This window comes from Rathayibacter sp. PhB179 (genome assembly GCF_004345345.1).
In the GTDB taxonomy this organism is placed as follows: domain Bacteria; phylum Actinomycetota; class Actinomycetes; order Actinomycetales; family Microbacteriaceae; genus Rathayibacter; species Rathayibacter festucae.
Genome location: NZ_SLVD01000015.1, coordinates 21161 through 42295, shown reverse-complemented (window position 1 = coordinate 42295; position 21135 = coordinate 21161). Strand labels below are relative to the sequence as shown.

The window sequence follows — 21135 nt, the reverse complement described above, 5'->3', positions numbered from 1 at the left end:
TGCCAGGCGTCAGATACGCAGACGAGTCAGAACCCCGCGACACACCAAGGCAATCACCGATACGCCCGCTGCGCGGGCTACTCGATCAGCATGGATGCGGCGGCTCCGCGCTCTGCTATCGGACTCGACCGGTGAGATCGAGGACTCGACGTGATGCAGCTGCTCTCCGTGCCGGTCCCCGCGCCCCCTGGTCAGAACCGCTCGGCGATGGTTACCATGTCGTGTCTCCTTCCGGATCTCGCGATCCGGTCGGATGACTTCACCGGGCCGGGTGGACACGACTGAACGGTCGTCGGACAGTGTCCTTCCAGGTCACTTCCCCCACCCGGTCCGGCCCTCCGATCCCTCTGGGCGCAGAGCGGATCAGCCGCAGGCGGCGGCGTATCGAGACCTGCGGGAGCGTGCCGTGCCGGAAGCGTGGCGTTGATGCTGCCGTTCGACACCGCACGACTCCGGTTCCGCGAAATGACCGCGGCGGACGTCGATCTCCTGGCCGGATTGCTCGGCGACGCGGAAGTGATGCGCTACTACCCGGCCTCGAAGACCCGCGCTGAGGCCGCCGACTGGATCGCCTGGAACCGGCGCAACTACGAGCGCGACGGCTTCGGGCTGTGGGTCATCGAGACCACGGACCGCGAGTTCGTGGGGGACTGCGGCCTGACCTGGCAGAGCGTCAACGGCGTCCCCGAGCTGGAGGTCGGCTACCACGTCCGCTCCTCCCTGCAGGGGCGGGGCTACGCCACGGAGGCCGCGACCGCGTGTCTCGAGCTGGCTCGACGGTGCGGCCTCGCGGAACGCCTCGTGGCGATCATCCATCCCGAGAACAGCGCCTCCCAGCGCGTCGCCGAGAAGATCGGGCTCCGCATCGCCGGTGAGGACCGCGACGGCGGCCCGCTGGTGCGGATCGTCCTCGCGACTCCGCTCGACGGGTCCCGGTCCCGTCCCGAGGAGGGTTGAGAGGCCGGAGAACGGTTCGGCCTCAACTGCGCGGCCGAGGTCGTCCGGTGGGTGGATCTCGATACGCGCCCTGCGGGCGCTACTCGATCAGCATGCTGTGGCGGCTGCCACGCCTCCGGCTGCTGCGAACGCGACGGCGACTTCGGCTGCCGCGGCTGCTGCGCTTCCTGCGCCTGCTGCTACGCCGGCTGCGGATGCTGCACCTGCTCGACGACCTGCTGAACGGTCGGCGGCCCTCTCATGCTGGTCGAGTAGCCGCGCAGCGGCGTATCGAGACCCGGGGAACCGGATCGCCCTGGCGTTTCGATTCCGCAGTGGCCGGGGCTAGAGGCGGTCGGCGAGGGCCGCGATGAGGGCCGCGCGGTCCTCGCGGAGGATCGAGGCGCCCGCGCCGGGGATCGTGCGGACCTCCGCGCCGTGGTCGGCGAGCACATCACCGAGCGAGGAGTGGCCCAGCGGGTCCTCCGGCAGCACGGCGAGCGTCGGGACGGGGAACGACTCGGGCGCGTCGGCCGCTCCGCGCGCCGTCAGTCCGGCCGCGGACTCCGGGTCCCAGAGCGCGTGCGCCGAGACGTCGAGCTCGATCTGCTCGTCGGTCCAGATCGGGTGGCGGTGGCGCAGGTCGTCGGCGTCGCCCTTCTCGACGTGCGCGATCGAGCCGCCGCGGCGCAAGGCGCTGCCGAGCCCCTTCGCGTCGGAGAAGGCGGGGTCGAGCAGGATCAGCCGCTCGGCGCAGTACTCCGGGGCGAGCCGCGCGGCGACGACGGCGCCGAGGCCGTGGCCGATCACCAGGTCGGGCGACTGCAGGACCGAGGCGCGCACGTCCTCCGCCCAGTGGCCGACGGAGTAGGCGGGCGACTTCGGCGAGCCGCCGTGCCCGGCGAAGTCGGGCGCGACGACGCGGTAGCCGTGCTCGTGCAGCGTCGGCACCAGGGCGTACCAGACGCGCGAGTCCGTGCCGAGGCCGTGCAGCAGCAGGGCGATCTTCTCGCCGGAGCCGCCGTAGTCGCGGACGTGCAGCTCGAGCGGCTCGGCACCGGCCGCGAGCGCCTTCCGCTCCGCCTTCGTCGGCGGGAGCACGAAGACGTTCCCGAACTCGCGCGGGGCCGGACCGAACGCGTCCCGCGCGCTCTGCACGACCTTGCGGCCGAGCATCGCGTTGCCGACGCCGCCCAGCGCGGCACCGATCCCGAACGGCATCGCCCGCCCGACCAGCCCGGCGCCCTGCTGCGCGAGGAAGTGCTTGGCGAACGACTTCTTCGCCCGGTCGGCCAGCTCGCCCACGAGGAACGACGGCAGCCCCTTGGTCACCACCGAGCCCCAGTACTGGTTCATCCCGGTGCTGGTGCCGGTCGCGTGCCCGGCGACCTGGCGCACCAGCTCGCTGCCGGAGGAGCCCATCATCAGCGTGAGCACGAGGGCGCGGGCGCGGTCCGGGTCCTCGAGGCGGATGCCGTGCACCTCGGTGACCGACTGCGCGAAGAGGGCGCTCGCCTCGAGGAAGCCGATCGCCCCGGCGCCGGAGAGCGCGACGGATGCGGCGGTGCCGATCCCGGGGACGACCGCGGTCGCTCCGATGGCCGCGCCGCCGGCAGCGACGCTGGAGAGGTACTGGCGCTCGAGCGAGGTGATCAGCTGCTCGGGAGTCGCGTTCGGCCGGCGGCGCCGCAGCGCCCGGATGTTCGCGAGGACCGCGGGCCGCTGGACGGCGAGGACGCGGTCCAGGATCCGGGCCAGCTGCGCGTTCTCGACGTCGGCGGTGCCGGCCTGCTCGAGCTCGTCGCGGTCCTTGCGGTCCTTCTTCGAGGACATGTCTGCACTCCTGCGTCGTGAGGTCCCGCGCGTCGCGCTGTCACGACGAGCACCGGGCCGTGCGGCTCGGACTGCCGGTCACTCCGCGGCGGGCTGCGCTTTCGGCGCGTAGTCCTCAGAATACCGGGCGAGAACCTGATCGATCGGTGCGTCGAGGACCAGCGCGCCCTTGTCCAGGTAGAGCCCGCGGGTGCAGAAGCGGCGGAGGTCGCGCTCGTTGTGCGAGACGAAGAAGAGCGTCCGGCCGGCCGCGAGCAGCTCCTCGATCCGGGCGTAGCACTTCTCGCGGAACGCCTTGTCGCCCACCGCGAGCACCTCGTCGACCAGGATGATCGGCTCCTCGAGCCGCGACACCACCGAGAACGCGATCCGCACCTTCATCCCGCTGGAGAGGTGCTTGTACGGGGTGTCCAGGAAGTCGCCGATCTCGGCGAACTCGATGATCGAGTCGAACCGGTCGTCGACCTCGCGCTTGGACATGCCGTGCAGCCCGGCGGTCAGGTAGACGTTCTCGCGGACGCTGAGGTCGGCGACGAAGCCGCCGGTGATCTCGATCAGCGGGGCGACGCCGCCGCGCACCTCGACCACGCCCTCGTCCGGCAGCACGACCCCGGCGACGAGCTTCAGCAGCGTCGACTTGCCCTGGCCGTTCCGGCCGACGACGCCGATCGCCTCGCCCGCGTGCACCCGGACGTCGAGGCCGCGCAGGGCCCAGAACTCGCCGGGTCGCGAGCGTCGCGTCCCGCGGGAGAAGAGGTCCTTGAAGGAGCGACGGCCGCGGCGGTTCCGCCGGAACCGGATCCCGAGTCCCCGGCACTCGATCACGACGGGGGCCTCGCCGCCGGGGCGCTCGTCAGCGGAGGACACGCTCACAGCTCCTTCAGCACCGCGCGCTCGGAGCGGCGGAAGACGATCAGGCCGAGACCGAGCACGAGGAACGAGATCAGCACGGAGGTGAGGATGAGCGGCAGGTCGAGCTCGCTCGCGAAGAAGGTGGAGCGGTAGAGCGCGAAGATCCCGCTGAGGGGGTTCAGCGCGGCCCACGGCCGGATCGCATCGGGCAGGTTCGCCGTCGAGTAGATGATCGGCGAGGCGTAGAAGAGGAAGCGCAGCACCAGCTTGATCGCGCGCTCGAGGTCGCGGAAGAACACCACGAGCGGAGCGACCAGCAGGCCGACGCCGAGCGTGAGCACGCCCTGCAGCAGGATCGCGAGCGGGAAGAGCAGGATCGCCGGCGTCACTCCCGCTCCCGCGACGACCGCGAAGAGCACGAGCACCGGCAGACTCGCCACGAACTCGATGCCCTTGGACAGCACGATCCGGCCGACCCAGATGGTGCGCGGGATCGACGTCGAGCGCACGAGCTTCGCCTCGCGGAGGAAAGCCCGCGTCGCGTCGGAGGTCGCCTGGTTGAACCACATCCACGGCAGCAGACCCGCGAGCAGGAAGACGATGTACGGGTCCTCGCCGACGGTGCGCTGGAAGACGACGGTGAAGACGAAGTAGTAGATGCCCGACATGACCAGCGGGTCGAGCACCGACCACACGTAGCCGAGCGCGCTGGTGGCGTACCGGACCGTGAGGTCGCGCTTGGTCAGCAGCCAGAGCGAGTGCCGGTAGCGCCAGGCCCGCGAGCGGTGCGGACGCAGGGCGGTCGCACCGGCGTCGACGCGTGCGGGGCTGCTCACGGCAGGCGACTCCTCTCGACCGGCTCGGATCGAGCCGGACGAGACGCGAGCCTCAGACGAAGAGGTTCGCCCGCTCGAGATCCTCGGCGAAGTCCACCTCGACGGCGTAGAGGTCGGAGATGTCCATCGGCTCGACGAGCAGTCTGTCCTGCTCGATCGCCAACTCTATTCCACGCTCGAAGTAGTCCTGGGCGTCGACCCGGGCCAGCTGGCGGATGAGCGCCGGCTTGTCCGCGGCCGAGACGTAGTTGATCCCGACGGCCTCGCCGAGACCGCGCTTGACGGTCTTGGACAGCTCGTCGATGTAGCCCTCGGCGCTGGTCGTGTACTTGACCTCCTCGTCGGACACCTTCGCGGTGTTGACGGTGACGAAGGAGACGTCCTTCGCGATGAGGTCCGCGGTGCGGTCGAGGATGCGCGGGTCGAAGACGACGTCGCCGTTCATCCAGAGCACGCCGCCCTGGCCGGAGGCCTGCAGCGCGCGGAGGAGGCTCTTCGAAGTGTTGGTCTGGTCGTACTGCTCGTTGTAGACGAACGTCGCCGAGGGGAACGCCTCGATGATGTGCTCGAGCTTGTAGCCGACGACGATGCTCACCGGCACCTTCGTGCCGAAGGCGTGGTGGATGTTGTCGAACTGCTGCTGCATGATCGTGCGGCCGTCGCTCAGCGGCGTCAGCGGCTTCGGCAGGGAGCGGCCGAGCCGGCTGCCCATGCCTGCGGCGAGGATGACGACGGAGGCGGGCGCACCGGTGGAGCCGCCGGCGGGGGCGGTCGGGAAGGGCTTGCTCGTCATGTGTTCTCCTCGCGTCGATCGCGGCGGAACGGTGTGTTCACCGCCGCGTAGCGATCCTTAACCGGCGTGCAGCGACCTGATCGCTTCCTGGGTCGCCACTTAGTGTACTGTGCACGCCTTCGAAGGCCAGGGGTTGCCAGGAGCCGTGTCGGCGAGACGGATCCCAGGCTCCTCTCCACAGGGCCCGGCGCGCCCCGTCCCCGTCCGGAGCGACTTGGTACCGTAGCCGGATGACGTCCGCGACGAACGCCGAGGAATCCGAGCGCGACGGCGCTCCGCCCGCCGAGTCGCCGACTCCCGCAGAATCGTTCGCGACCGAGACCGCGGATCCGGCCGCTCCCGCGCGGACGGCCGAACCCGCGCGGACGACCGACCCCTCGCCGCAGCCCGAGAACGCCCAGCCCGCCGACCCCGAGCACCCCGTCGTCTTCGAGCTGCACGCCCTCACCCGCACCTTCGGGCGCACGGTGGCGGTCGACCGCATCGACCTCGCCGTCCGCGCCGGCACCTTCTACGGGATCATCGGCCCGAACGGCGCGGGCAAGACCACGACCCTGTCGATGATGACCGGCCTCCTCCGCCCCGACACCGGCCGCGTGCTCGTGCACGGCGTCGACGTCTGGAAGGACCCGCGCGCCGCGAAGCCGCTGATCGGCGTCCTGCCCGACCGCCTGCGCCTGTTCGACCGCCTCACCGGCGCGCAGTTCCTCTACTACTCCGCCGCGCTGCGCGGGATCGACCGGAAGACCGCCAAGCAGCGCACGGTCGAGCTCGCGGAGGCGCTCGGCCTGACCGACGCGCTCGAGCGCCTGATCTCCGACTACTCGGCCGGCATGGCCAAGAAGGTCGCGCTGGCCGGCGCCATGATCCACGCGCCGCGCGTCCTGGTGCTCGACGAGCCGTTCGAGTCGGTCGACCCGGTCTCCTCCGCGGCCGTGATCACCGTCCTGCGCCGCTTCGTCGCGGGCGGCGGCACCGTCGTCCTCTCCAGCCACGGCCTCGACTTCATCGAGCGCGTCTGCGACGACGTCGCCGTGATCGTGGGCGGCAAGGTCCTCGCCGCCGGATCCGTCGAGGAGGTCGCCGGCACCGCGACGCTCGAGGAGCGCTTCCTCGAGCTCGCGGGCGGCAAGCAGATCGCCGAGGGGCTGCAGTGGCTGCACGACTTCTCCGGCTGAGGCTCGACGTCCTGCTCGGCGCCTTCCGCTCGGGCGCACGGCACACGGGCGGTGCCCTGCTCGGAGTGCTCGTCGTCGTCGTGGCGACCGCGGCGCTCCTGGCCGGTCTCGGCACGCTCGACCCCGGTTCCTGGCTCGCGGACGACGCCGTCGTCGCCGGGGGAGCGGTCCTGACGCTCGGCTTCCTGGTGCTCCCGTTCCTGCTCGGGCCGAAGGATCCGATGGACCCGCGGGCCTTCCGGCTCTTCGGCATCCCGAGCGGCCGGCTCGCGGCCGCTCTCGCGCTGGCCGGGCTCGTCTCCCTCCCCGTGCTCGCGCTCGTCGTGCTGGGTGCGGCGTCGATCCGGCTCTTCCCGGGCGCCGGACTCCTCGCTGTGCTCGGCCCGCTGCTCGGCGTGCTGACCGCGGCGCTGCTGGCCAGGATCGGCCTCGCCGCCTCGTCGGCGCTGGTGCCCTCCCGCACCGCGCGGGAGCTGCTCGCGGTGCTCGGCCTCGTCCTCCTGCTCACCGCGCCGGTCGCGCTCGTGCTCACCACCGGACTCGACTGGGGCGGCGAGGGCTCTGAGGCGCTGGAGCGGCTCGCCGCCGTCCTCGCGCCGACCCCCTTCGGCGCCGCCTGGGCGATCGCGCCGAGCGCGGCCTCCGGGGCGGTCGCCGGCCCGCTGCTGACCGCTCTGCTCACCCTCGTCGTCGCCGGGGCGCTCTGGTGGCTGGTCGTCCGCGCGCTGACCGTCCGCCCCGAGCGCACCTCCCGGCCGCCGCGCGGGCTCCGCCTGGGCTGGTTCGACGTCCTCGGCGGCAGCCGCACCGGTGCCATCGCCGCGCGCAGCACGACCTACTGGCTCCGGGACCCCCGCTACCAGGCGTCGCTCGTCGCGGTCCCGCTGCTCCCGGTGCTCGCCGTGGTGCTCCTGGCCCTGGTGGGCGTGCCGTTCCCGCTGCTCTCGCTGCTGCCCGTCCCGCTCGTCGCGCTCTTCCTCGGCTGGTTCCTGCACAACGACGTCGCCTACGACGGCTCGGCCTTCTGGCTGCACGCCGCCGCCGGGGTGCGCGGCTGGTCGGACCGCCTCGGCCGCGCCTTCCCGACGCTGCTGCTCGGCCTGCCGGTCGTCGTGCTCGGCTCGCTCGTCAGCAGCGCCACCTCCGGCCTCGACGGTGCGCTGCCGGTCCTGCTCGCGGTGAACGCCGCGCTGCTCCTGGTGCCCGCGGGGGTCGCGAGCGCTCTCTCCGCGCGGCTCGCCTACCCGGCGCCGCGTCCCGGCGACAGCGCCTTCGTCCAGCCGCAGGCGCCGGGAGCGAGCGGGGCCGGCTCGCAGGCGCTCGCGTTCGGCCTCGGGCTGCTGCTCTCGGCGCCGGCCGTCGTGCTGGCGGTGCAGACCCTGTTCTTCGAGGGCGACCGGGACCAGGCGATCCTCGCGGGCCTCGGCAGCGCGGTCGGCGTCTTCGCCCTGGGCGTGCTGCTCGGCGGCTTCCTGTTCGACCGCCGCGCGGCCGAGCTGGTCTCGTTCACCAGCCGCTACTGAGCCTCAGCGGGCCCCGCCCCCTCCCGCGCTCCGAGCGTAGGATCGGAGCCATGACGTCCCGTTTCGAGAACAGCAGCACCGACCCCCTCGAGGGAGGCGGAGGAACCGCCACCCTCGACCGCGAACTCGAGGAGCTCCTCAACCAGGAGACGATCGAGCCGGGCGACCACGAGCGCTTCTCCCACTACGTGCCGAAGGACAAGATCCTCGAGAGCGCGATGACCGGCAAGCCCGTCCGCGCCCTCTGCGGCAAGAAGTGGCTGCCGGGCCGCGACCCGGAGAAGTTCCCGGTCTGCCCCTCCTGCAAGGAGATCTACGCCCGGATGAAGTAGGGCGCGCGGCCCGGCCCCCTCGGGAGCCGGGCCCGCCCCACTCCGGGTCCGCCCCGCTCCGGGTCCGTTCCGCTCCGGGACCGTTCCGCTCAGGCGTAGCGGGTCGGGATCACCGGGTCGCCGCGGCCGAGGCGCAGCGCGTCCTGCGGCAGCTCGATCACGGCGTTCGCCCGGTGCTCGCGCGCGGCGACGACACCCGTCGCACCGAGGTGCTCCTCGCGGATCCGGCCGTCCTCGATCAGCGGCACCAGCAGTGCGCGCTCGTCCTCGCCGACCGCGCCCTCGGGCCCGGCACCGACGTGCACGACCTCCTCGACGGCGATGCCGTCCTCGGTCAGGCGCCGCCCCGCGGACTTGCGTCCGCCGATGGAGGCCTTCGCCGCCGACTTCTTGGCGACCGAGACCCACTCGCCCGCGTCGTCCTCGTGCGCGACCAGCTTGTAGACCATGCCCGCGGTGGGGTGGCCGGAGCCGGTCGCGACCGAGGTGCCCACGCCGTAGGAATCGACGGGGGAGGCGGCCAGCGCCGCGATGCCGTACTCGTCCAGGTCGTTCGTGACGGTGATCCTGGCGCCGGTGGCGCCGAGCCCGTCCAGCTGCGCGCGGACGGCGGCGACCTGCTGGGGGAGGTCGCCCGAGTCGATCCGCACGGCGCCGAGCGAGGTGCCCGCGACGCGGACCGCGAGGTCCACCGCGGCGGTGACGTCGTAGGTGTCGACGAGGAGGGTCGTGCCCGGCCCGAGCGCGGCGACCTGCGCGCGGAAGGCGTACTCCTCGGAGTCGTGCAGCAGCGTGAACGCGTGCGCGGAGGTGCCCATCGTCGGCACGCCCCAGCTGCGGCCCGCCTCGAGGTTCGAGGTGGCGCCGAAGCCGGCGATGTGCGCGGCGCGCGCGGCGGCGACCGCCGAGCGCTCGCCGGCCCGGCGGGAGCCCATCTCCGCCAGCGGGCGGCCGTCGGCGGCGGAGACCATCCGGGCCGCGGCGCTCGCCACGGCGCTGTCGTGGTTGAGCACGCTCAGCACCAGCGTCTCGAGCAGCACGCCCTCGGCGAAGGGCGCCTCGACGATCAGCACGGGGGAGCCGGGGAGGTAGACCTCGCCCTCGCGGTAGCCCCACATGTCGCCCTGGAAGCGGTAGTCGGCCAGCCAGTCCAGGGTGCGCGCGTCGACGACGCGGTTCTCCCGCAGCCAGTCGAGCTCGGCGTCGCCGAAGCGGAAGCGCGAGATCAGCTCGAGCAGGCGGCCGGTGCCGGCGAGGATCCCGTAGCGGCGCCCCGGCGGGAGGCTGCGGGCGAACACCTCGAACATGCAGCGCCGGTCGGCGGTGCCGCTGCCGAGAGCGCCCTCGACCATCGTCAGCTCGTAGCGGTCGGTGAGGAAGGACGTGGCATCCATCCGACCAGTGTTCCATGCACCGTTCCCTGCACGGGGCACCCTCCCCGGGCGCGGGTAGGCTCTTCCTCCGTGACGGACGCACCCCTCGGCATCTTCGACTCCGGCGTCGGCGGACTCACCGTCGCCCGCGCCGTGATCGACCAGCTGCAGAACGAGTCGATCGTCTACCTCGGCGACACCGCGCACTCGCCCTACGGGCCCAAGCCCCTCGCCGACGTCCGCGCCTACGCCCTCGACACCCTGGACACGCTGGTCGACCAGGGCGCGAAGCTGCTGGTGATCGCCTGCAACACCGCCTCGGCCGCGATGATGCGGGACGCGCGCGAGCGCTACACGATCGGCCGCGGCATCCCGGTGATCGAGGTCATCCAGCCCGCCGTCCGCAGCGCCGTCCGCGACACCCGCAACCGCCGCGTCGGCGTGATCGGCACCGTCGGCACGATCCGCTCGCGCGCCTACGACGACGCCTTCGTCGCCGCACCGGACCTCGAGCTGGTCACCGCCGCCTGCCCGCGCTTCGTCGAGTTCGTCGAGGCCGGCGTCACCTGGAGCGACGAGCTGCTGGCGCTCGCCGAGGAGTACCTCGCGCCGCTGAAGCAGGCGGGCGTCGACACCCTCGTGCTCGGCTGCACGCATTACCCGCTGCTGCGCGGCGCCATCGCCTACGTGATGGGGCCCGACGTCCGGCTGGTCTCGAGCGCCGAGGAGACCGCCCTCGACGTCTACCGCACGCTGGTGGCGCACGGCCTGCAGCGCACCGCCGCCGCCCCGCCGACCTACCGCTGGGAGGAGACCGGCTCGAGCGACTTCGTCCGCCTCGCCCGGCGCTTCCTCGGCCCCGAGGTCTCGAGCGTCGACCTCGTCGAGACCGGCACGATCAACCTGCGCGAGCTCGACCGGGCCGCGCGCCGCACGACTCCAGGGAGACCCGAGTGACCGACAGCACCGCCGCCCAGCCGACCGTCAAGCGCAAGGACGGCCGCGCGCCCGACGAGCTGCGCGCGATCACCATCGAGCGCGGCTGGAGCACCCAGGCCGAGGGCTCGGCGCTGATCTCCTACGGGAACACCAGGGTGCTCTGCACTGCGTCCTTCACCAACGGCGTCCCGCGCTGGCTGCAGGGCAAGGGCAAGGGCTGGGTCACCGCGGAGTACGCGATGCTGCCCCGCGCCACCAACTCCCGGATGGACCGCGAGGCCGTCAAGGGCAAGGTCGGCGGGCGCACCCACGAGATCTCCCGGCTGATCGGCCGGAGCCTCCGCGCGGTCGTCGACACGAAGGCGCTCGGCGAGAACACGATCGTGATCGACTGCGACGTCCTCCAGGCGGACGGCGGCACCCGCACCGCGGCGATCACCGGCGCGTACGTGGCGATGGTCGACGCGATCGAATGGGCCCGCGGCAAGAAGTACGTCGGCCAGAAGGCGCAGCCGCTGATCGACAGCCTGTCGGCGGTCTCCGTCGGCATCATCGACGGCGTCCCGATGCTCGACCTCGCGTACGTCGAGGACGTGCGCGCGGAGACCGACATGAACGTCGTCGTCACCGGCCGCGGCCTCTTCGTCGAGGTGCAGGGCACCGCCGAGGGCGCCCCCTTCGACCGCCGCGAGCTCGACGCGCTGCTCGATCTCGCGGTCGGCGGCGCGGCCGACCTGGCCCGCTTCCAGACCGAGGCGCTCGCCGCGGGGCGGGACGCGTGAGCCTCGACCTCGTCCTCGCCACCCACAACGCGGGCAAGGTCGAGGAGTTCCGGGCGATGCTGGCCGGCGCGCTGCCGGGCGTCGGCGTCCGCGCCTACGACGGGCCGGAGCCGGTCGAGGACGGCGTCACCTTCACCGAGAACGCGCTGATCAAGGCGCGGGCCGCGGCGGCGCACACCGGCCTCGTCGCGCTCGCCGACGACTCCGGCCTCTGCGTCGACGTGCTCGGCGGCTCGCCGGGCATCTTCTCGGCCCGCTGGTCGGGCCGCCCGCACGACGCGGTCGCGAACCACGAGCTGCTGCTCGCGCAGCTGGCCGATGTGAAGCCGGAGCACCGCGGCGCGCACTTCGTCTGCACGATCGCGCTGGTCGTCCCCGAGTCGGTCCTGCCCGGCGGCCGGGAGATCGTGGTCGAGGGCCGCTGGGACGGCGCCATCGCCGCCGGTCCGCGCGGCACGAACGGCCACGGCTACGACCCGGTCTTCGTCCCCGCCGACTCGGCCCTCTCGGCCGCCGAGATCGCCCCCGCCGAGAAGAACGCCCGCAGCCACCGCGCCCGGGCCTTCACCGCCCTCCGAGCCGAACTGGCGGCCCTGGCGACCACCCTGCCCTGATCGGGGGCGCAGCCTCCCGACCGCGAGATGCCACTTGTGCACGCGACACGCCGTGTCGAGTGTGCACAAGTGGCATCTCGCGGGATCGGTCAGTGCTTGCGGTGCTTGTCGTCGACGGCGGTGGGGTCGAGGACGAGGGCGCTCGCCTCCGACGCGTCGGTCTCCTTGTCGGCCGCGAGGCGGGCCTTGCGGCGCTGCTGGAGGAAGTGGAACACCGTCGGGATGATCGCGAGGGCCACGGCGCCGATCAGGATCACGTCGATGTAGTGCGAGACGAAGGCGGCGACGGGCGGGATGAAGGCCAGCAGCCAGCCGATCAGCGTCACGCCGCTGCCCCAGATGAGCGCGCCGATGAGGTTGTAGAGGCTGTACTTGCGGTAGTTCATGTGGGCGACGCCGGCGGCGATCGGCGCGAAGGTGCGGACGATCGGCACGAATCGCGCGAGGATCACGGCGAGGCCGCCGAAGCGCTCGAAGAAGGCGTTGGTGCGCTTGACGTTCTCGATGCTGAAAAAGCCGGATTCCTTGCGCTCGAAGATGCGCGGCCCGGCCTTGTGCCCGATCAGGTAGCCGACCTCGCCGCCGACGAACGCCGAGAAGCCGATCGCGAGGCAGATCAGCCAGATAGGCATGCCCAGACCATTTCCGGCCGCGTTCTCATGCGCAAGGAGTCCCGTGATGATGAGGAGAGTGTCACCCGGGAAGAGGAAGCCGATCAGCAGGCCGGTCTCGGCGAAGACGATCAGGCAGACTACGAGAACGCCCCACGGTCCCGCCTGCTCGAGGATTGTTCCGGGGTCCAGCCAGGGGACCAGGGCGGCGTGGTTCAACGGTTCTCCAGTCGATCAGTGCCGTGCGGCCGGCCGACGCCGCAGCCGATCCTCGGTCTGCGGCGGCTCGACCGCGCTCACTGTACCGGCGAAACCGGGAAGACGGCCGGGGCGGCCCCCGAAGGTGGCGTGCCACGCCGGTCGCTCCGGTCGCCCCTGGTGCGGAAGGTGGGACTCGAACCCACATGCCTCTCGGCACAGGAACCTAAATCCTGCGTGTCTGCCATTCCACCACTCCCGCGTGCGCGCTCCAGTGTAGGAGGGGAGCGCGAGCAGGGGCCCGCGCGGAGACCGCCTGGCCGCCAGGCGCGCTGCGGGTCAGGTGCGCGGGCGCCGGTGCGGCAGGTACCGCGGGATCCAGCGCGAGAGCGCGGCGGCACCGGCCAGCCCGAGCACGCCCATCGCTCCCGCAGCGAACGGCAGCGAGACCGCCGCGGTGAGCGCGGACACCGCGATCGGCGCCGCCGCATTGCCCGCGTCGCCGGTGAAGCGGAACGCGCCGAGGAAGGGCGCGGGATCCTTCGGCGGCGCGAGATCCGCGGCGATCGTCATCAGGATGCCCGAGCCGATCCCGTTCGCCACCGCGAGGACGCAGGCCACCGCGATGAACCAGGGCACCGGGTCGGCGGCGAGGAGCGTCGCCACCAGCAGCAGGTGCCCGACCCCCAGGCCGATCATCGACGGGATCGCCGTGGCCCCGCGGCCGAAGCGGTCCATCACCTGCCCGCCCGCGTAGAAGAGGGCGAAGTCGAGGGCCCCGGCGATGCCGATGATGATCGCGGTGTCGGTCTCGGCGAGGCCGAGGCTGACCGCCCAGAGCGGGAGGATCAGCGTCCGGCTCGCGCGCAGGGCGCCGATCACGGCGGCGCCGGAGCCCATCCGCGCGAGCACGCCGCGGTGCGCGCGGAGGGTGCGGACCAGGCCGGGGGAGGACTCCGGCACAGCCGCGGCCTCGGCGGCGGCGTCGAGCACGGGGTCGGCGGCGGCGGAGGCGGCCGCCGCGCGGCGCAGCACCGTCGCCGGGTCCGGCACGAGCAGCAGCACGACCACCGCGGCCACGCAGCAGGCGATGTGCACCCAGAAGATCGACTCGACCGAGCCGCTGAGGTGCACGACCCCCGCGGCGAGGAACGGGCCGATCAGCCAGCCCGCGCGGAACACCCCCGCGAGCGAGGACAGCGCCCGGGCCCGGTGGCTGATCGGCACGAACGAGGTCATGAAGGCGTGCCGGGCGAGCGCGAAGACCGCTGTCGCGAGGCCGATCAGGAAGACACCCACGGTCAGCGTCACCCACGAGGTGGAGACGAGGCAGATCACCAGGCCGAGGATCGAGGCGGCCGAGGCGCCGAGCATCGCGCCGCGCTCGCCGATCCGCGAGACGATCCAGCCGCTCGGGATGTCGCCCGCGAGCTCGCCGATCATGATCATTCCCGCGACGAGGCCGGCGATCGCCAGCGTCGCCCCGAGGTCGCCGGCGACGGCGGGGAGGAGGGGGATGATCGCGCCCTCGCCGACCGAGAAGAGCAGCGTCGGCAGGAAGGTCGAGAGCAGGAGGGGCCCGACGGGGAAGGGGCGCTCGGCGGTGCTGCTCATCAGCCCCATCCTAAGCGCCGCCCGGGCGGCCGCCCGCGGTGACCCCCGGTGCCCCCGGTAGTCTGGAGCCACCATGCTGGACAACGACTTCACCGAGCAGATCACTGCTCTCCGCTCCACCTTCTCCGACATCCTCGCCGTCATCGACGTCGACGAGCTCCGCGCGAAGATCGAGGAGCTGAACGAGCAGGCGGGCGTCCCCGACCTCTGGGACGACACCGACAACGCGCAGAAGGTGACCAGCGCGCTGAGCCACCGCCAGTCCGAGCTCGCCCGGATCACCGCGATCGAGCGGCGCCTCGACGACCTCGAGGTCCTGGTCGAGATGGCCAACGAGGCCGACGATGCCGAGTCCGAGCAGGAGGCGATCGCCGAGCTCGACGCCCTGCAGAAGACCATGGGCGAGCTCGAGGTGCAGACCCTCCTCGACGGCGAGTACGACGACCGCCCCGCCGTCATCACCATCCGCGCGGGAGCCGGCGGCGTCGACGCCTCCGACTTCGCCGAGATGCTGATGCGGATGTACCTCCGCTGGGCCGAGAAGCACAAGTACCCCGCGACCGTGATGGACGCGAGCTACGCGGAGGAGGCCGGCATCAAGTCCGCCACCTTCCAGATCGACGCGCCCTACGCCTTCGGCACCCTCTCCGTCGAGGCCGGCACCCACCGCCTCGTGCGGATGAGCCCCTTCGGCGCCGCGGGCAAGCGCCAGACGTCCTTCGCCGCGGTCGAGGTCATCCCGCTGATGGAGGAGGCCGGTGCGATCGAGATCCCGGACAACGACATCCGCGTCGACGTCTTCCGCTCCTCCGGCCCCGGCGGCCAGTCGGTCAACACGACCGACTCCGCGGTGCGCCTGACCCACCTCCCCACCGGCCTCGTCGTCTCGATGCAGAACGAGAAGAGCCAGATCCAGAACCGCGCGGCCGCCATGCGCGTGCTGCAGTCGCGCCTGCTGCTGCTGCAGAAGGAGCAGGAGGCCGCGACCAAGAAGGAGCTGGCCGGCAACATCACGGCGAGCTGGGGCGACCAGATGCGCAGCTACGTCCTCGCGCCGTACCAGATGGTCAAGGACCTCCGCACCGACCACGAGGTCGGCAACCCCTCGCACGTCTTCGACGGCGACCTCGACGGCTTCATCGCCGCGGGCATCCGCTGGCGCAAGTCCGCCTGACCGGCGGCGGCACGGCGCGAGCCGGGCCGGCCCCCTGCGCCCGGGAACCCCACTGGAGCACGGGCGCGAGGCGGAGCCGACGTTCCGCGAACCCGGAAGAGCCTGAGCGTCGACCGGTTCTACCCTGAGAACGTCTCGATCCGAGACTCTCTCAAGAAAGGTGGAACCATGTCGAAGACTTCTCTCCTGATCGCTGCCGGGGCCGGCGCCGTGCTCGCCCTCGCGGCAGCCGCTCCGGCACAGGCGGACCAGCCGATCGCCGGCCTCCCGCTGTCCTCCGAGACGTCGCTCTCCGACGCCCTCGGGGACGACATCGCGCTGCGACTCGGAGAGACCCCCGCGAACCCGCTCGCTCCCGCCCGAGCAGCGGACGTCGTCGGGGGTGCCTCTGCGGGAGCGGTCACCGGCGCCGGGCTCCGAGTCGACGGAGCCGCGCTGTTCGACGGCACCGAGCTGTTCGCGCTGGTCCTCGAGGACGAGTGGGCGTCCCTCACCGTGGCGGGCGACGTCGCGCTGCCCTCCGAGGAGACGGGCGCCGTCGTCGCGGGCGGTTCCGTCGCGGACGCCGCTGCCGTCGTCGACGCCGCCGCTCGCGTCGTTCCGACCGGGGCGGTCGACGGCGATCCGGGAGACGCCACCTCCGCCGATCGCCGGTGAGCACGCCTCCCCGTCGGCCCGCCGCTGAGCGGACCGGCGGGGAGACCCCCGGGGGCACTCCGGCCGAGCGCCCGGTGGGGCTCGTTCTCCTCGGGCTCGCTGCGCTCGGTGCGGCGGCGGCCGCGTTCGTCGTCGCGTCCGTCATCGGCAACCGGACCGGTGCGTTCGACGCCGTGCCGGACGAGGGATGGCGGGTCGGCTTCGCGGTGGCGTCGGCGCTCGCCAGTCTGCTGCTGCTCGGAGCCGCCGCGCTGCTCGGACGGGCCTGGGGTGCCGAGCGCGGGGGGAGCGCAGCCCCCGTGATCGCGACGACGGCGGCCGCGGCGGCGGTCTGCCTCCTCGTCGGGCTGTCGCTCGTCGGCGTCGGGACGGAGCCGGCGACGTCGATGCCGACTCCCGAGGCGCAGAGGGCGTCGTCGGCTCTCGCGATCGCTCTTCTCGCCTGCGCGACCGTCTCCGCGGGCTCCCTCGTCGTCGCTCTGGTGCGGCGGCCGGGGGAGTCGCGAGGCGTCTGACTCCCAGGTCGGGTCCGCCGAAGGGCCGGCCGCTCGGCGCGCCGGGCGGCCGGACGGGTCACTCTCCGGGATCGTCGCTTACCCTCGTACCGACATGATTCGCTTCGACAACGTCTCCAAGCAGTATCGGGGTGGCACGAGACCCGCCCTCAACGCCATCGATCTCGAGATCCTCCGGGGCGAGTTCGTCTTCCTCGTCGGCGCCTCCGGGTCCGGCAAGTCCAGCTGCCTCCGCCTGATCCTCAAGGAGGAGCGGCCCTCCTCCGGCTCGATCCACGTGCTCGGGCAGAACCTGGGCAAGATCTCGAGCCGCAAGGTCCCCTACTTCCGCCGCAACATGGGCGTGGTGTTCCAGGACTTCCGGCTCCTCCCGAACAAGTCGGTCTTCGACAACGTCGCCTTCAGCCTCCAGGTGATCGGCAAGTCGAAGGGCTACATCCAGGAGGCGGTCCCCGACACGCTCAAGATGGTGGGCCTCGCCGGCAAGGCCGCGCGCCTGCCGCACGAGCTCTCCGGCGGCGAGCAGCAGCGCGTGGCCATCGCCCGCGCCGTCGTCAACAAGCCCGCGGTCCTCCTCGCCGACGAGCCGACCGGAAACCTCGACCCGACGACCAGCGCCGGCATCATGGCGCTGCTCGAGCGGATCAACGCCGGCGGCACGACCGTGATCATGGCCACCCACGAGGCCGGCATCGTCGACCAGATGAAGCGCCGCGTCATCGAGCTCTCGGCGGGCAGCATCGTCCGCGACGAGAGACGGGGCGGGTACGGCCAGACCGAGAGCATCACCGTCGTGCACGACGGCGTCGTGGTGGTCGCGGCCGACGACCACCCGACCACCACGTCCTCGATCGCCAACCCCGTGATCACCGAGAGCGCGCTCGCGCCCGCCGAGGTCCCGGAGGTCGACCTGCGCCGTGCCCCGGCGCCCGCCGCCGCCGCGCCGGAGCTCCCCGAGCACGGCGCCGCGTTCGCGCGCCCGCGCCTGCAGCAGACCGCGCCGCAGCCCCGCGTCCCGGAGGGCCGCCGCTCGGCCGCCGCACCCGAGACCCACGTCGCTCCGGCGCGTCCCACCACCCAGTCGAACCCGGTCGTCCCGCCGCCGCCGCCCGCCCCGACCGAGGCGCCCGCCTCGCCGCGCGTGGTCGAGCTGCAGAGCCAGACCGGCCCGATCTACCTCCCCGCCGACACCGGGGCCCTCCCCGAGGAGTCGCTCGCGGCCCGCCTGGGGCTGCGCGCCCACGCGGGCGAGGGCGACGAGTCCGGGGACGACCAGCAGGATGTAGGACCCGTCAAGTGAGATACGCACTGATCTGGTCGGAGGTCTCGAGCGGCCTCCGGCGCAACGTCTCCATGGTCGTCTCGGTGATCCTGGTGACCTTCATCTCGCTCACCTTCGTCGGCACCGCGATCCTGCTGCAGATGCAGATCGGCCAGATGAAGAACTTCTGGTACGACAAGGCCCAGGTCGCGGTGTACATGTGCACCGCCACCTCCGGCGGCTCGAACTGCAGCGGCTCCGACGCGACGCAGGAGCAGATCGACACCGTCGAGTCGCAGCTCGCGGGCGCGACGCTCGCCCCCTACATCGACCGCTCCTACTTCGAGGACCACGACCAGGCCTACGCGAACTTCCAGGAGCAGTTCGCCGGGAACCCGGTCGCCGAGTACGTCACTCCCGACCTGCTCAACCAGACCTTCTGGATCAACCTGAAGGACCCGACGCAGTCGGACGTGCTCGTGGAGAGCCTGTCCAGCGTCTCGGGGGTCGAGAGCGTCACGGATCAGAAGCAGTACCTCGACCAGATCTTCTCGATCCTCAACGCGGCCAGCTACACGGCCATCGGCATCGCGGTGCTGATGCTCGTGGCGGCGGTGCTGCTGATCGCGACGACGATCCGATTGTCGGCGTTCTCGAGGAGACGGGAGCTGGGCATCATGCGGCTCGTGGGCGCCTCGAACCGGTTCATCCAGACCCCCTTCATCCTCGAGGGCGTCTTCGCGGCGCTGCTCGGCTCGATCCTCGCGGGGGTCGCGGTCGTGGCGATCGTGGTCTTCTTCGTGCAGGGGTTCCTCGCGTACCGGATCCCGCTGACGTCGTTCGTGGGCGTCGACGACGCGCTGATCGTGGTGCCGATCCTGATCGTGGTGGGGATCGTCCTCGCGGCGATCTCGGCCAACGTGGCGATCGCGCGGTACCTGCGGGTCTAGACCGCCCGGCGTTCTCGGCCGCGTGCGGCCGTATACTGGTGGGCTGCCCCGATCGGGGTGGCCCACCATCGCTCTCGGACCGAAGGAGCAGCCGTGCCCAGGGAACAGGGACAGAAGGTCGTCGCGACCAACCGCAAGGCGCGCCACGACTACCTCATCGAGGACACCTACGAGGCGGGACTCGTGCTCTCGGGCACCGAGGTCAAGTCGCTCCGCAACGGCCGCGCGTCACTGGTCGACGGCTACGCCTTCGTCGACGGCGGTGAGGCGTGGCTCGACGCCGTGCACATCAACGAGTGGGCCCAGGGCACCTGGACCAACCACCCGCCGCGGCGCAAGCGCAAGCTGCTGCTGCACAAGGCGCAGATCCTCAAGATCCACAACAAGGTGAAGGAGGGCGGGTACACGCTGATCCCGCTCTCGCTCTACTTCAGCGACGGCAAGGCCAAGGTCGAGCTCGCGGTAGCGAAGGGCAAGAAGGACTACGACAAGCGCCAGGTGCTCCGCGAGCGCCAGGACCGCCGCGAGGCCGACCGCGCGATGTCCACCCGCCGCCGCATGGGGGAGTAGGCGGCCCGCGCCGATGTCCCGCAAGCGGGGGAGGCGCGCGCTCCGGTCCTGAGAGACTGGAGGACGTGACCTCTCCCGACAACGCTCCCGACGCGCCGCCCACTGCCGCGGAGGAGAGGACGCGCTGGCGGGCCTTCGCGGTCGCGGTGTCGGTCGCCGCCTTCACGATCCTCGACCTGTCGAAGGTCAACGTCGGGCTGCCCTCGATCGAGAAGTCGCTCTCGGCCGATCCGAGCCAGCTGCAGCTGATCGTCGCCGGCTACGCGCTCGCCTTCGGTCTCTCGCTCGTGCCGTCCGGACGGCTCGGCGACATCAAGTCGCGGCGCCTGCTCTTCCTCGTCGGTCTCACCGCATTCACCCTCGCCAGCCTGCTCTGCGCCGTCGCGCCGACGATCGAGCTGCTCGTCATCGCCCGCTTCATCCAGGGCATCGCCGCCGGCATCCAGATGCCGCAGGTGCTCGGCCTGGTGCAGCAGCTGTTCACCGGGGCCGCACGGGCCCGCGCCTTCGGCGTCTTCGGCGCCGTGATCGGCCTCTCCACGGCGTTCGGGCCGACCCTGGGCGGACTGCTGATCGCGATCGGCGGCGAGCAGGACGGCTGGAGGCTGCTGTTCTGGATGAACATCCCGCTCGGCATCGCCGCGCTGGTCTTCGCCTGGAAGCTGCTGCCGAAGGTGCAGCGCACACCGCAGGGCGACACCTCGCTCGACCCGGTCGGCCTGCTGCTGCTGGGCGTGACGATCTTCGCCTTCATGCTGCCGTTCCTGCTGACCACCGGCGCCTCGACGGACTCGCCGTTCCGCTGGCTCTGGCTGCTGCTGGCGGCTGTCGCCGCGTACGCCTTCGTGAAGTGGGAGGCGCACTACGCCGCGAAGGACCGCACCCCGGTCATCGACTTCCGGATCTTCCGCACCAGCTCGTACCGCAACGGGATCCTGGTCGCGACGTCCTACTTCGCGGCGATCCCGGCGACCTTCCTGCTGACGACGCTCTTCCTCCAGCAGGGCCTCGGCCTCGCGCCGGTGTTCGCGGGCATGGTCAGCATCCCGTTCGCGCTGACCTCGGCGGTGACCGCGTGGTACGGCGGCAAGCTCGTCCAGCGCTACGGTCGCGCCCTCGTCGTGCTGGGCATCGTGCTCGTCGTCATCGGCTTCACACTGGTGCTGCTGGCGGCCGAGCTGCTGCCGGCCGAGACGGCCGCCTACGGGATGGGCGCGGCGATGCTCGTCGCCGGCGCGGGCGGCGGCTTCGTCGTCTCGCCCAACCAGACGCTGACGCTCGCCGAGATCTCGCCCGAGCAGGGCGGCGTGGCGGGCTCGGTCGGCCAGCTCGGTCAGCGCGTCGGCACCGCGGTCGGCACGGCCTGCGCCTCGGCGATCTTCTTCGCCACGCTCGCCAGTGAGGCGGGGATGGCGGAGGGGCTCGACCGGTACCACGACGCCTTCCGCAACGGCTACTTCGTCACCCTCGGGCTGATCGCGCTCGCCCTCGTGCTCGGACTGCTCGATCTGCGCCGTCGTCGGGTCACCGCCCGCGCGACGAGGTAGACTCTTCTCTCGTAACTCCACAGTGTGCGACGACGACCCACTCCACC

Annotated in this window: 21 protein-coding genes and 1 tRNA gene; 14 read left to right on the top strand and 8 right to left on the bottom strand. The window is 72.0% G+C overall.

The window, feature by feature from the left end:
- The first annotated feature begins 426 nt into the window (after positions 1-426).
- Positions 427-957, top strand: coding sequence for a GNAT family N-acetyltransferase (locus EDF43_RS21535; RefSeq protein WP_123737295.1), 531 nt, complete (start codon positions 427-429; stop codon positions 955-957).
- Between the two features lie 324 nt (positions 958-1281).
- Here the strand turns inward: EDF43_RS21535 and EDF43_RS21530 are convergent, their stop codons facing one another.
- The 4 genes from EDF43_RS21530 to EDF43_RS21515 all read right to left on the bottom strand — a co-directional run bounded on the left by EDF43_RS21530 (position 1282) and on the right by EDF43_RS21515 (position 5250).
- Positions 1282-2769: an alpha/beta hydrolase gene (locus tag EDF43_RS21530; protein ID WP_123737294.1), complete on the bottom strand. Its 1488-nt coding sequence runs from the start codon at positions 2767-2769 to the stop codon at positions 1282-1284.
- Between the two features lie 78 nt (positions 2770-2847).
- Positions 2848-3594, bottom strand: a complete 747-nt coding sequence (locus EDF43_RS21525; RefSeq protein WP_123737310.1) for an ABC transporter ATP-binding protein — start codon at positions 3592-3594, stop codon at positions 2848-2850.
- 44 nt (positions 3595-3638) lie between these two features.
- Complete coding sequence (locus EDF43_RS21520) at positions 3639-4418, bottom strand: ABC transporter permease (protein WP_123705584.1); 780 nt, start codon at positions 4416-4418, stop codon at positions 3639-3641.
- A 91-nt stretch (positions 4419-4509) separates the two neighbouring features.
- Positions 4510-5250, bottom strand: coding sequence for a phosphocholine cytidylyltransferase family protein (locus EDF43_RS21515; protein ID WP_123448011.1), 741 nt, complete (start codon positions 5248-5250; stop codon positions 4510-4512).
- A gap of 230 nt (positions 5251-5480) precedes the next feature.
- On the opposite strand from EDF43_RS21515, the gene EDF43_RS21510 reads away from it, so the two are divergent.
- Genes EDF43_RS21510 through EDF43_RS21500 form a run of 3 tightly spaced genes read left to right on the top strand, consistent with a single transcriptional unit; the run spans position 5481 to position 8283 of the window.
- The gene (locus EDF43_RS21510) at positions 5481-6428 is read left to right on the top strand and encodes an ABC transporter ATP-binding protein (RefSeq protein WP_123737293.1); all 948 of its coding nucleotides are present in this window, start codon (positions 5481-5483) and stop codon (positions 6426-6428) included.
- Positions 6404-7951 carry an ABC transporter permease gene (locus EDF43_RS21505; RefSeq protein WP_123737292.1) on the top strand — a complete coding sequence of 516 codons (1548 nt, stop codon included), beginning with the start codon at positions 6404-6406 and terminating at the stop codon, positions 7949-7951. Before EDF43_RS21510 ends, EDF43_RS21505 begins: the two co-directional genes overlap by 25 nt.
- A gap of 50 nt (positions 7952-8001) precedes the next feature.
- Complete coding sequence (locus EDF43_RS21500; RefSeq protein WP_123448008.1) at positions 8002-8283, top strand: DUF3039 domain-containing protein; 282 nt, start codon at positions 8002-8004, stop codon at positions 8281-8283.
- An 89-nt stretch (positions 8284-8372) separates the two neighbouring features.
- Here the strand turns inward: EDF43_RS21500 and EDF43_RS21495 are convergent, their stop codons facing one another.
- Positions 8373-9677, bottom strand: a complete 1305-nt coding sequence (locus tag EDF43_RS21495) for a nicotinate phosphoribosyltransferase (RefSeq protein WP_132438492.1) — start codon at positions 9675-9677, stop codon at positions 8373-8375.
- Positions 9678-9746: 69 nt separating this feature from the next.
- Between EDF43_RS21495 and murI the strand changes: the two genes are divergently transcribed.
- From murI to rdgB, 3 genes are read left to right on the top strand one after another with little or no spacing between them, the layout of a single operon-like run.
- Complete coding sequence (gene murI / locus EDF43_RS21490) at positions 9747-10613, top strand: glutamate racemase (protein WP_132438493.1); 867 nt, start codon at positions 9747-9749, stop codon at positions 10611-10613.
- Positions 10610-11377: a ribonuclease PH gene (rph, locus tag EDF43_RS21485; protein WP_132438494.1), complete on the top strand. Its 768-nt coding sequence runs from the start codon at positions 10610-10612 to the stop codon at positions 11375-11377. Before murI ends, rph begins: the two co-directional genes overlap by 4 nt.
- Entirely contained in the window at positions 11374-11991 is a 618-nt protein-coding gene (rdgB, locus tag EDF43_RS21480) for an RdgB/HAM1 family non-canonical purine NTP pyrophosphatase (protein ID WP_132438495.1), read from the top strand. The genes rph and rdgB overlap by 4 nt, the downstream gene beginning before the upstream one ends.
- 89 nt (positions 11992-12080) lie before the next feature.
- Here rdgB and EDF43_RS21475 read toward each other — a convergent pair whose 3' ends face one another.
- The 3 genes from EDF43_RS21475 to EDF43_RS21465 all read right to left on the bottom strand — a co-directional run bounded on the left by EDF43_RS21475 (position 12081) and on the right by EDF43_RS21465 (position 14414).
- The gene (locus tag EDF43_RS21475) at positions 12081-12821 is read right to left on the bottom strand and encodes a VTT domain-containing protein (protein WP_132438496.1); all 741 of its coding nucleotides are present in this window, start codon (positions 12819-12821) and stop codon (positions 12081-12083) included.
- Positions 12822-12978: 157 nt separating this feature from the next.
- Positions 12979-13062: transfer RNA gene (locus EDF43_RS21470), tRNA-Leu, on the bottom strand.
- A gap of 77 nt (positions 13063-13139) precedes the next feature.
- Entirely contained in the window at positions 13140-14414 is a 1275-nt protein-coding gene (locus tag EDF43_RS21465) for an MFS transporter (protein ID WP_132438497.1), read from the bottom strand.
- Positions 14415-14487: 73 nt separating this feature from the next.
- Between EDF43_RS21465 and prfB the strand changes: the two genes are divergently transcribed.
- The 7 genes from prfB (at position 14488) to EDF43_RS21430 (ending at position 21088) form a co-directional block, all read left to right on the top strand.
- Positions 14488-15588, top strand: a complete 1101-nt coding sequence (gene prfB, locus EDF43_RS21460) for a peptide chain release factor 2 (protein ID WP_123705075.1) — start codon at positions 14488-14490, stop codon at positions 15586-15588.
- Positions 15589-15756: 168 nt separating this feature from the next.
- Positions 15757-16245: a hypothetical protein gene (locus EDF43_RS21455; protein ID WP_123737284.1), complete on the top strand. Its 489-nt coding sequence runs from the start codon at positions 15757-15759 to the stop codon at positions 16243-16245.
- A 74-nt stretch (positions 16246-16319) separates the two neighbouring features.
- Positions 16320-16760, top strand: a complete 441-nt coding sequence (locus tag EDF43_RS21450; protein WP_132438498.1) for a hypothetical protein — start codon at positions 16320-16322, stop codon at positions 16758-16760.
- Positions 16761-16854: 94 nt separating this feature from the next.
- Positions 16855-18060, top strand: a complete 1206-nt coding sequence (gene ftsE / locus EDF43_RS21445) for a cell division ATP-binding protein FtsE (protein ID WP_132438499.1) — start codon at positions 16855-16857, stop codon at positions 18058-18060.
- Positions 18057-18971, top strand: a complete 915-nt coding sequence (ftsX, locus tag EDF43_RS21440; protein ID WP_123737281.1) for a permease-like cell division protein FtsX — start codon at positions 18057-18059, stop codon at positions 18969-18971. Before ftsE ends, ftsX begins: the two co-directional genes overlap by 4 nt.
- A gap of 93 nt (positions 18972-19064) precedes the next feature.
- Complete coding sequence (gene smpB, locus EDF43_RS21435; protein ID WP_123447996.1) at positions 19065-19541, top strand: SsrA-binding protein SmpB; 477 nt, start codon at positions 19065-19067, stop codon at positions 19539-19541.
- Positions 19542-19606: 65 nt separating this feature from the next.
- Positions 19607-21088, top strand: a complete 1482-nt coding sequence (locus EDF43_RS21430) for an MFS transporter (protein ID WP_243582324.1) — start codon at positions 19607-19609, stop codon at positions 21086-21088.
- Positions 21089-21135: the final 47 nt, after the last annotated feature.

What these genes read in the sequence shown, in the direction of transcription:
- EDF43_RS21535 (WP_123737295.1), top strand. Translation starts at nt 427, where the DNA reads ATGCTGCCGTTCGACACCGCACGACTCCGGTTCCGCGAAATGACCGCG.
- EDF43_RS21530 (WP_123737294.1), bottom strand. Translation starts at nt 2,769, where the DNA reads ATGTCCTCGAAGAAGGACCGCAAGGACCGCGACGAGCTCGAGCAGGCC.
- EDF43_RS21515 (WP_123448011.1), bottom strand. Translation starts at nt 5,250, where the DNA reads ATGACGAGCAAGCCCTTCCCGACCGCCCCCGCCGGCGGCTCCACCGGT.
- EDF43_RS21510 (WP_123737293.1), top strand. Translation starts at nt 5,481, where the DNA reads ATGACGTCCGCGACGAACGCCGAGGAATCCGAGCGCGACGGCGCTCCG.
- EDF43_RS21500 (WP_123448008.1), top strand. Translation starts at nt 8,002, where the DNA reads ATGACGTCCCGTTTCGAGAACAGCAGCACCGACCCCCTCGAGGGAGGC.
- EDF43_RS21495 (WP_132438492.1), bottom strand. Translation starts at nt 9,677, where the DNA reads ATGGATGCCACGTCCTTCCTCACCGACCGCTACGAGCTGACGATGGTC.
- EDF43_RS21465 (WP_132438497.1), bottom strand. Translation starts at nt 14,414, where the DNA reads ATGAGCAGCACCGCCGAGCGCCCCTTCCCCGTCGGGCCCCTCCTGCTC.
- prfB (WP_123705075.1), top strand. Translation starts at nt 14,488, where the DNA reads ATGCTGGACAACGACTTCACCGAGCAGATCACTGCTCTCCGCTCCACC.
- EDF43_RS21455 (WP_123737284.1), top strand. Translation starts at nt 15,757, where the DNA reads ATGTCGAAGACTTCTCTCCTGATCGCTGCCGGGGCCGGCGCCGTGCTC.
- ftsE (WP_132438499.1), top strand. Translation starts at nt 16,855, where the DNA reads ATGATTCGCTTCGACAACGTCTCCAAGCAGTATCGGGGTGGCACGAGA.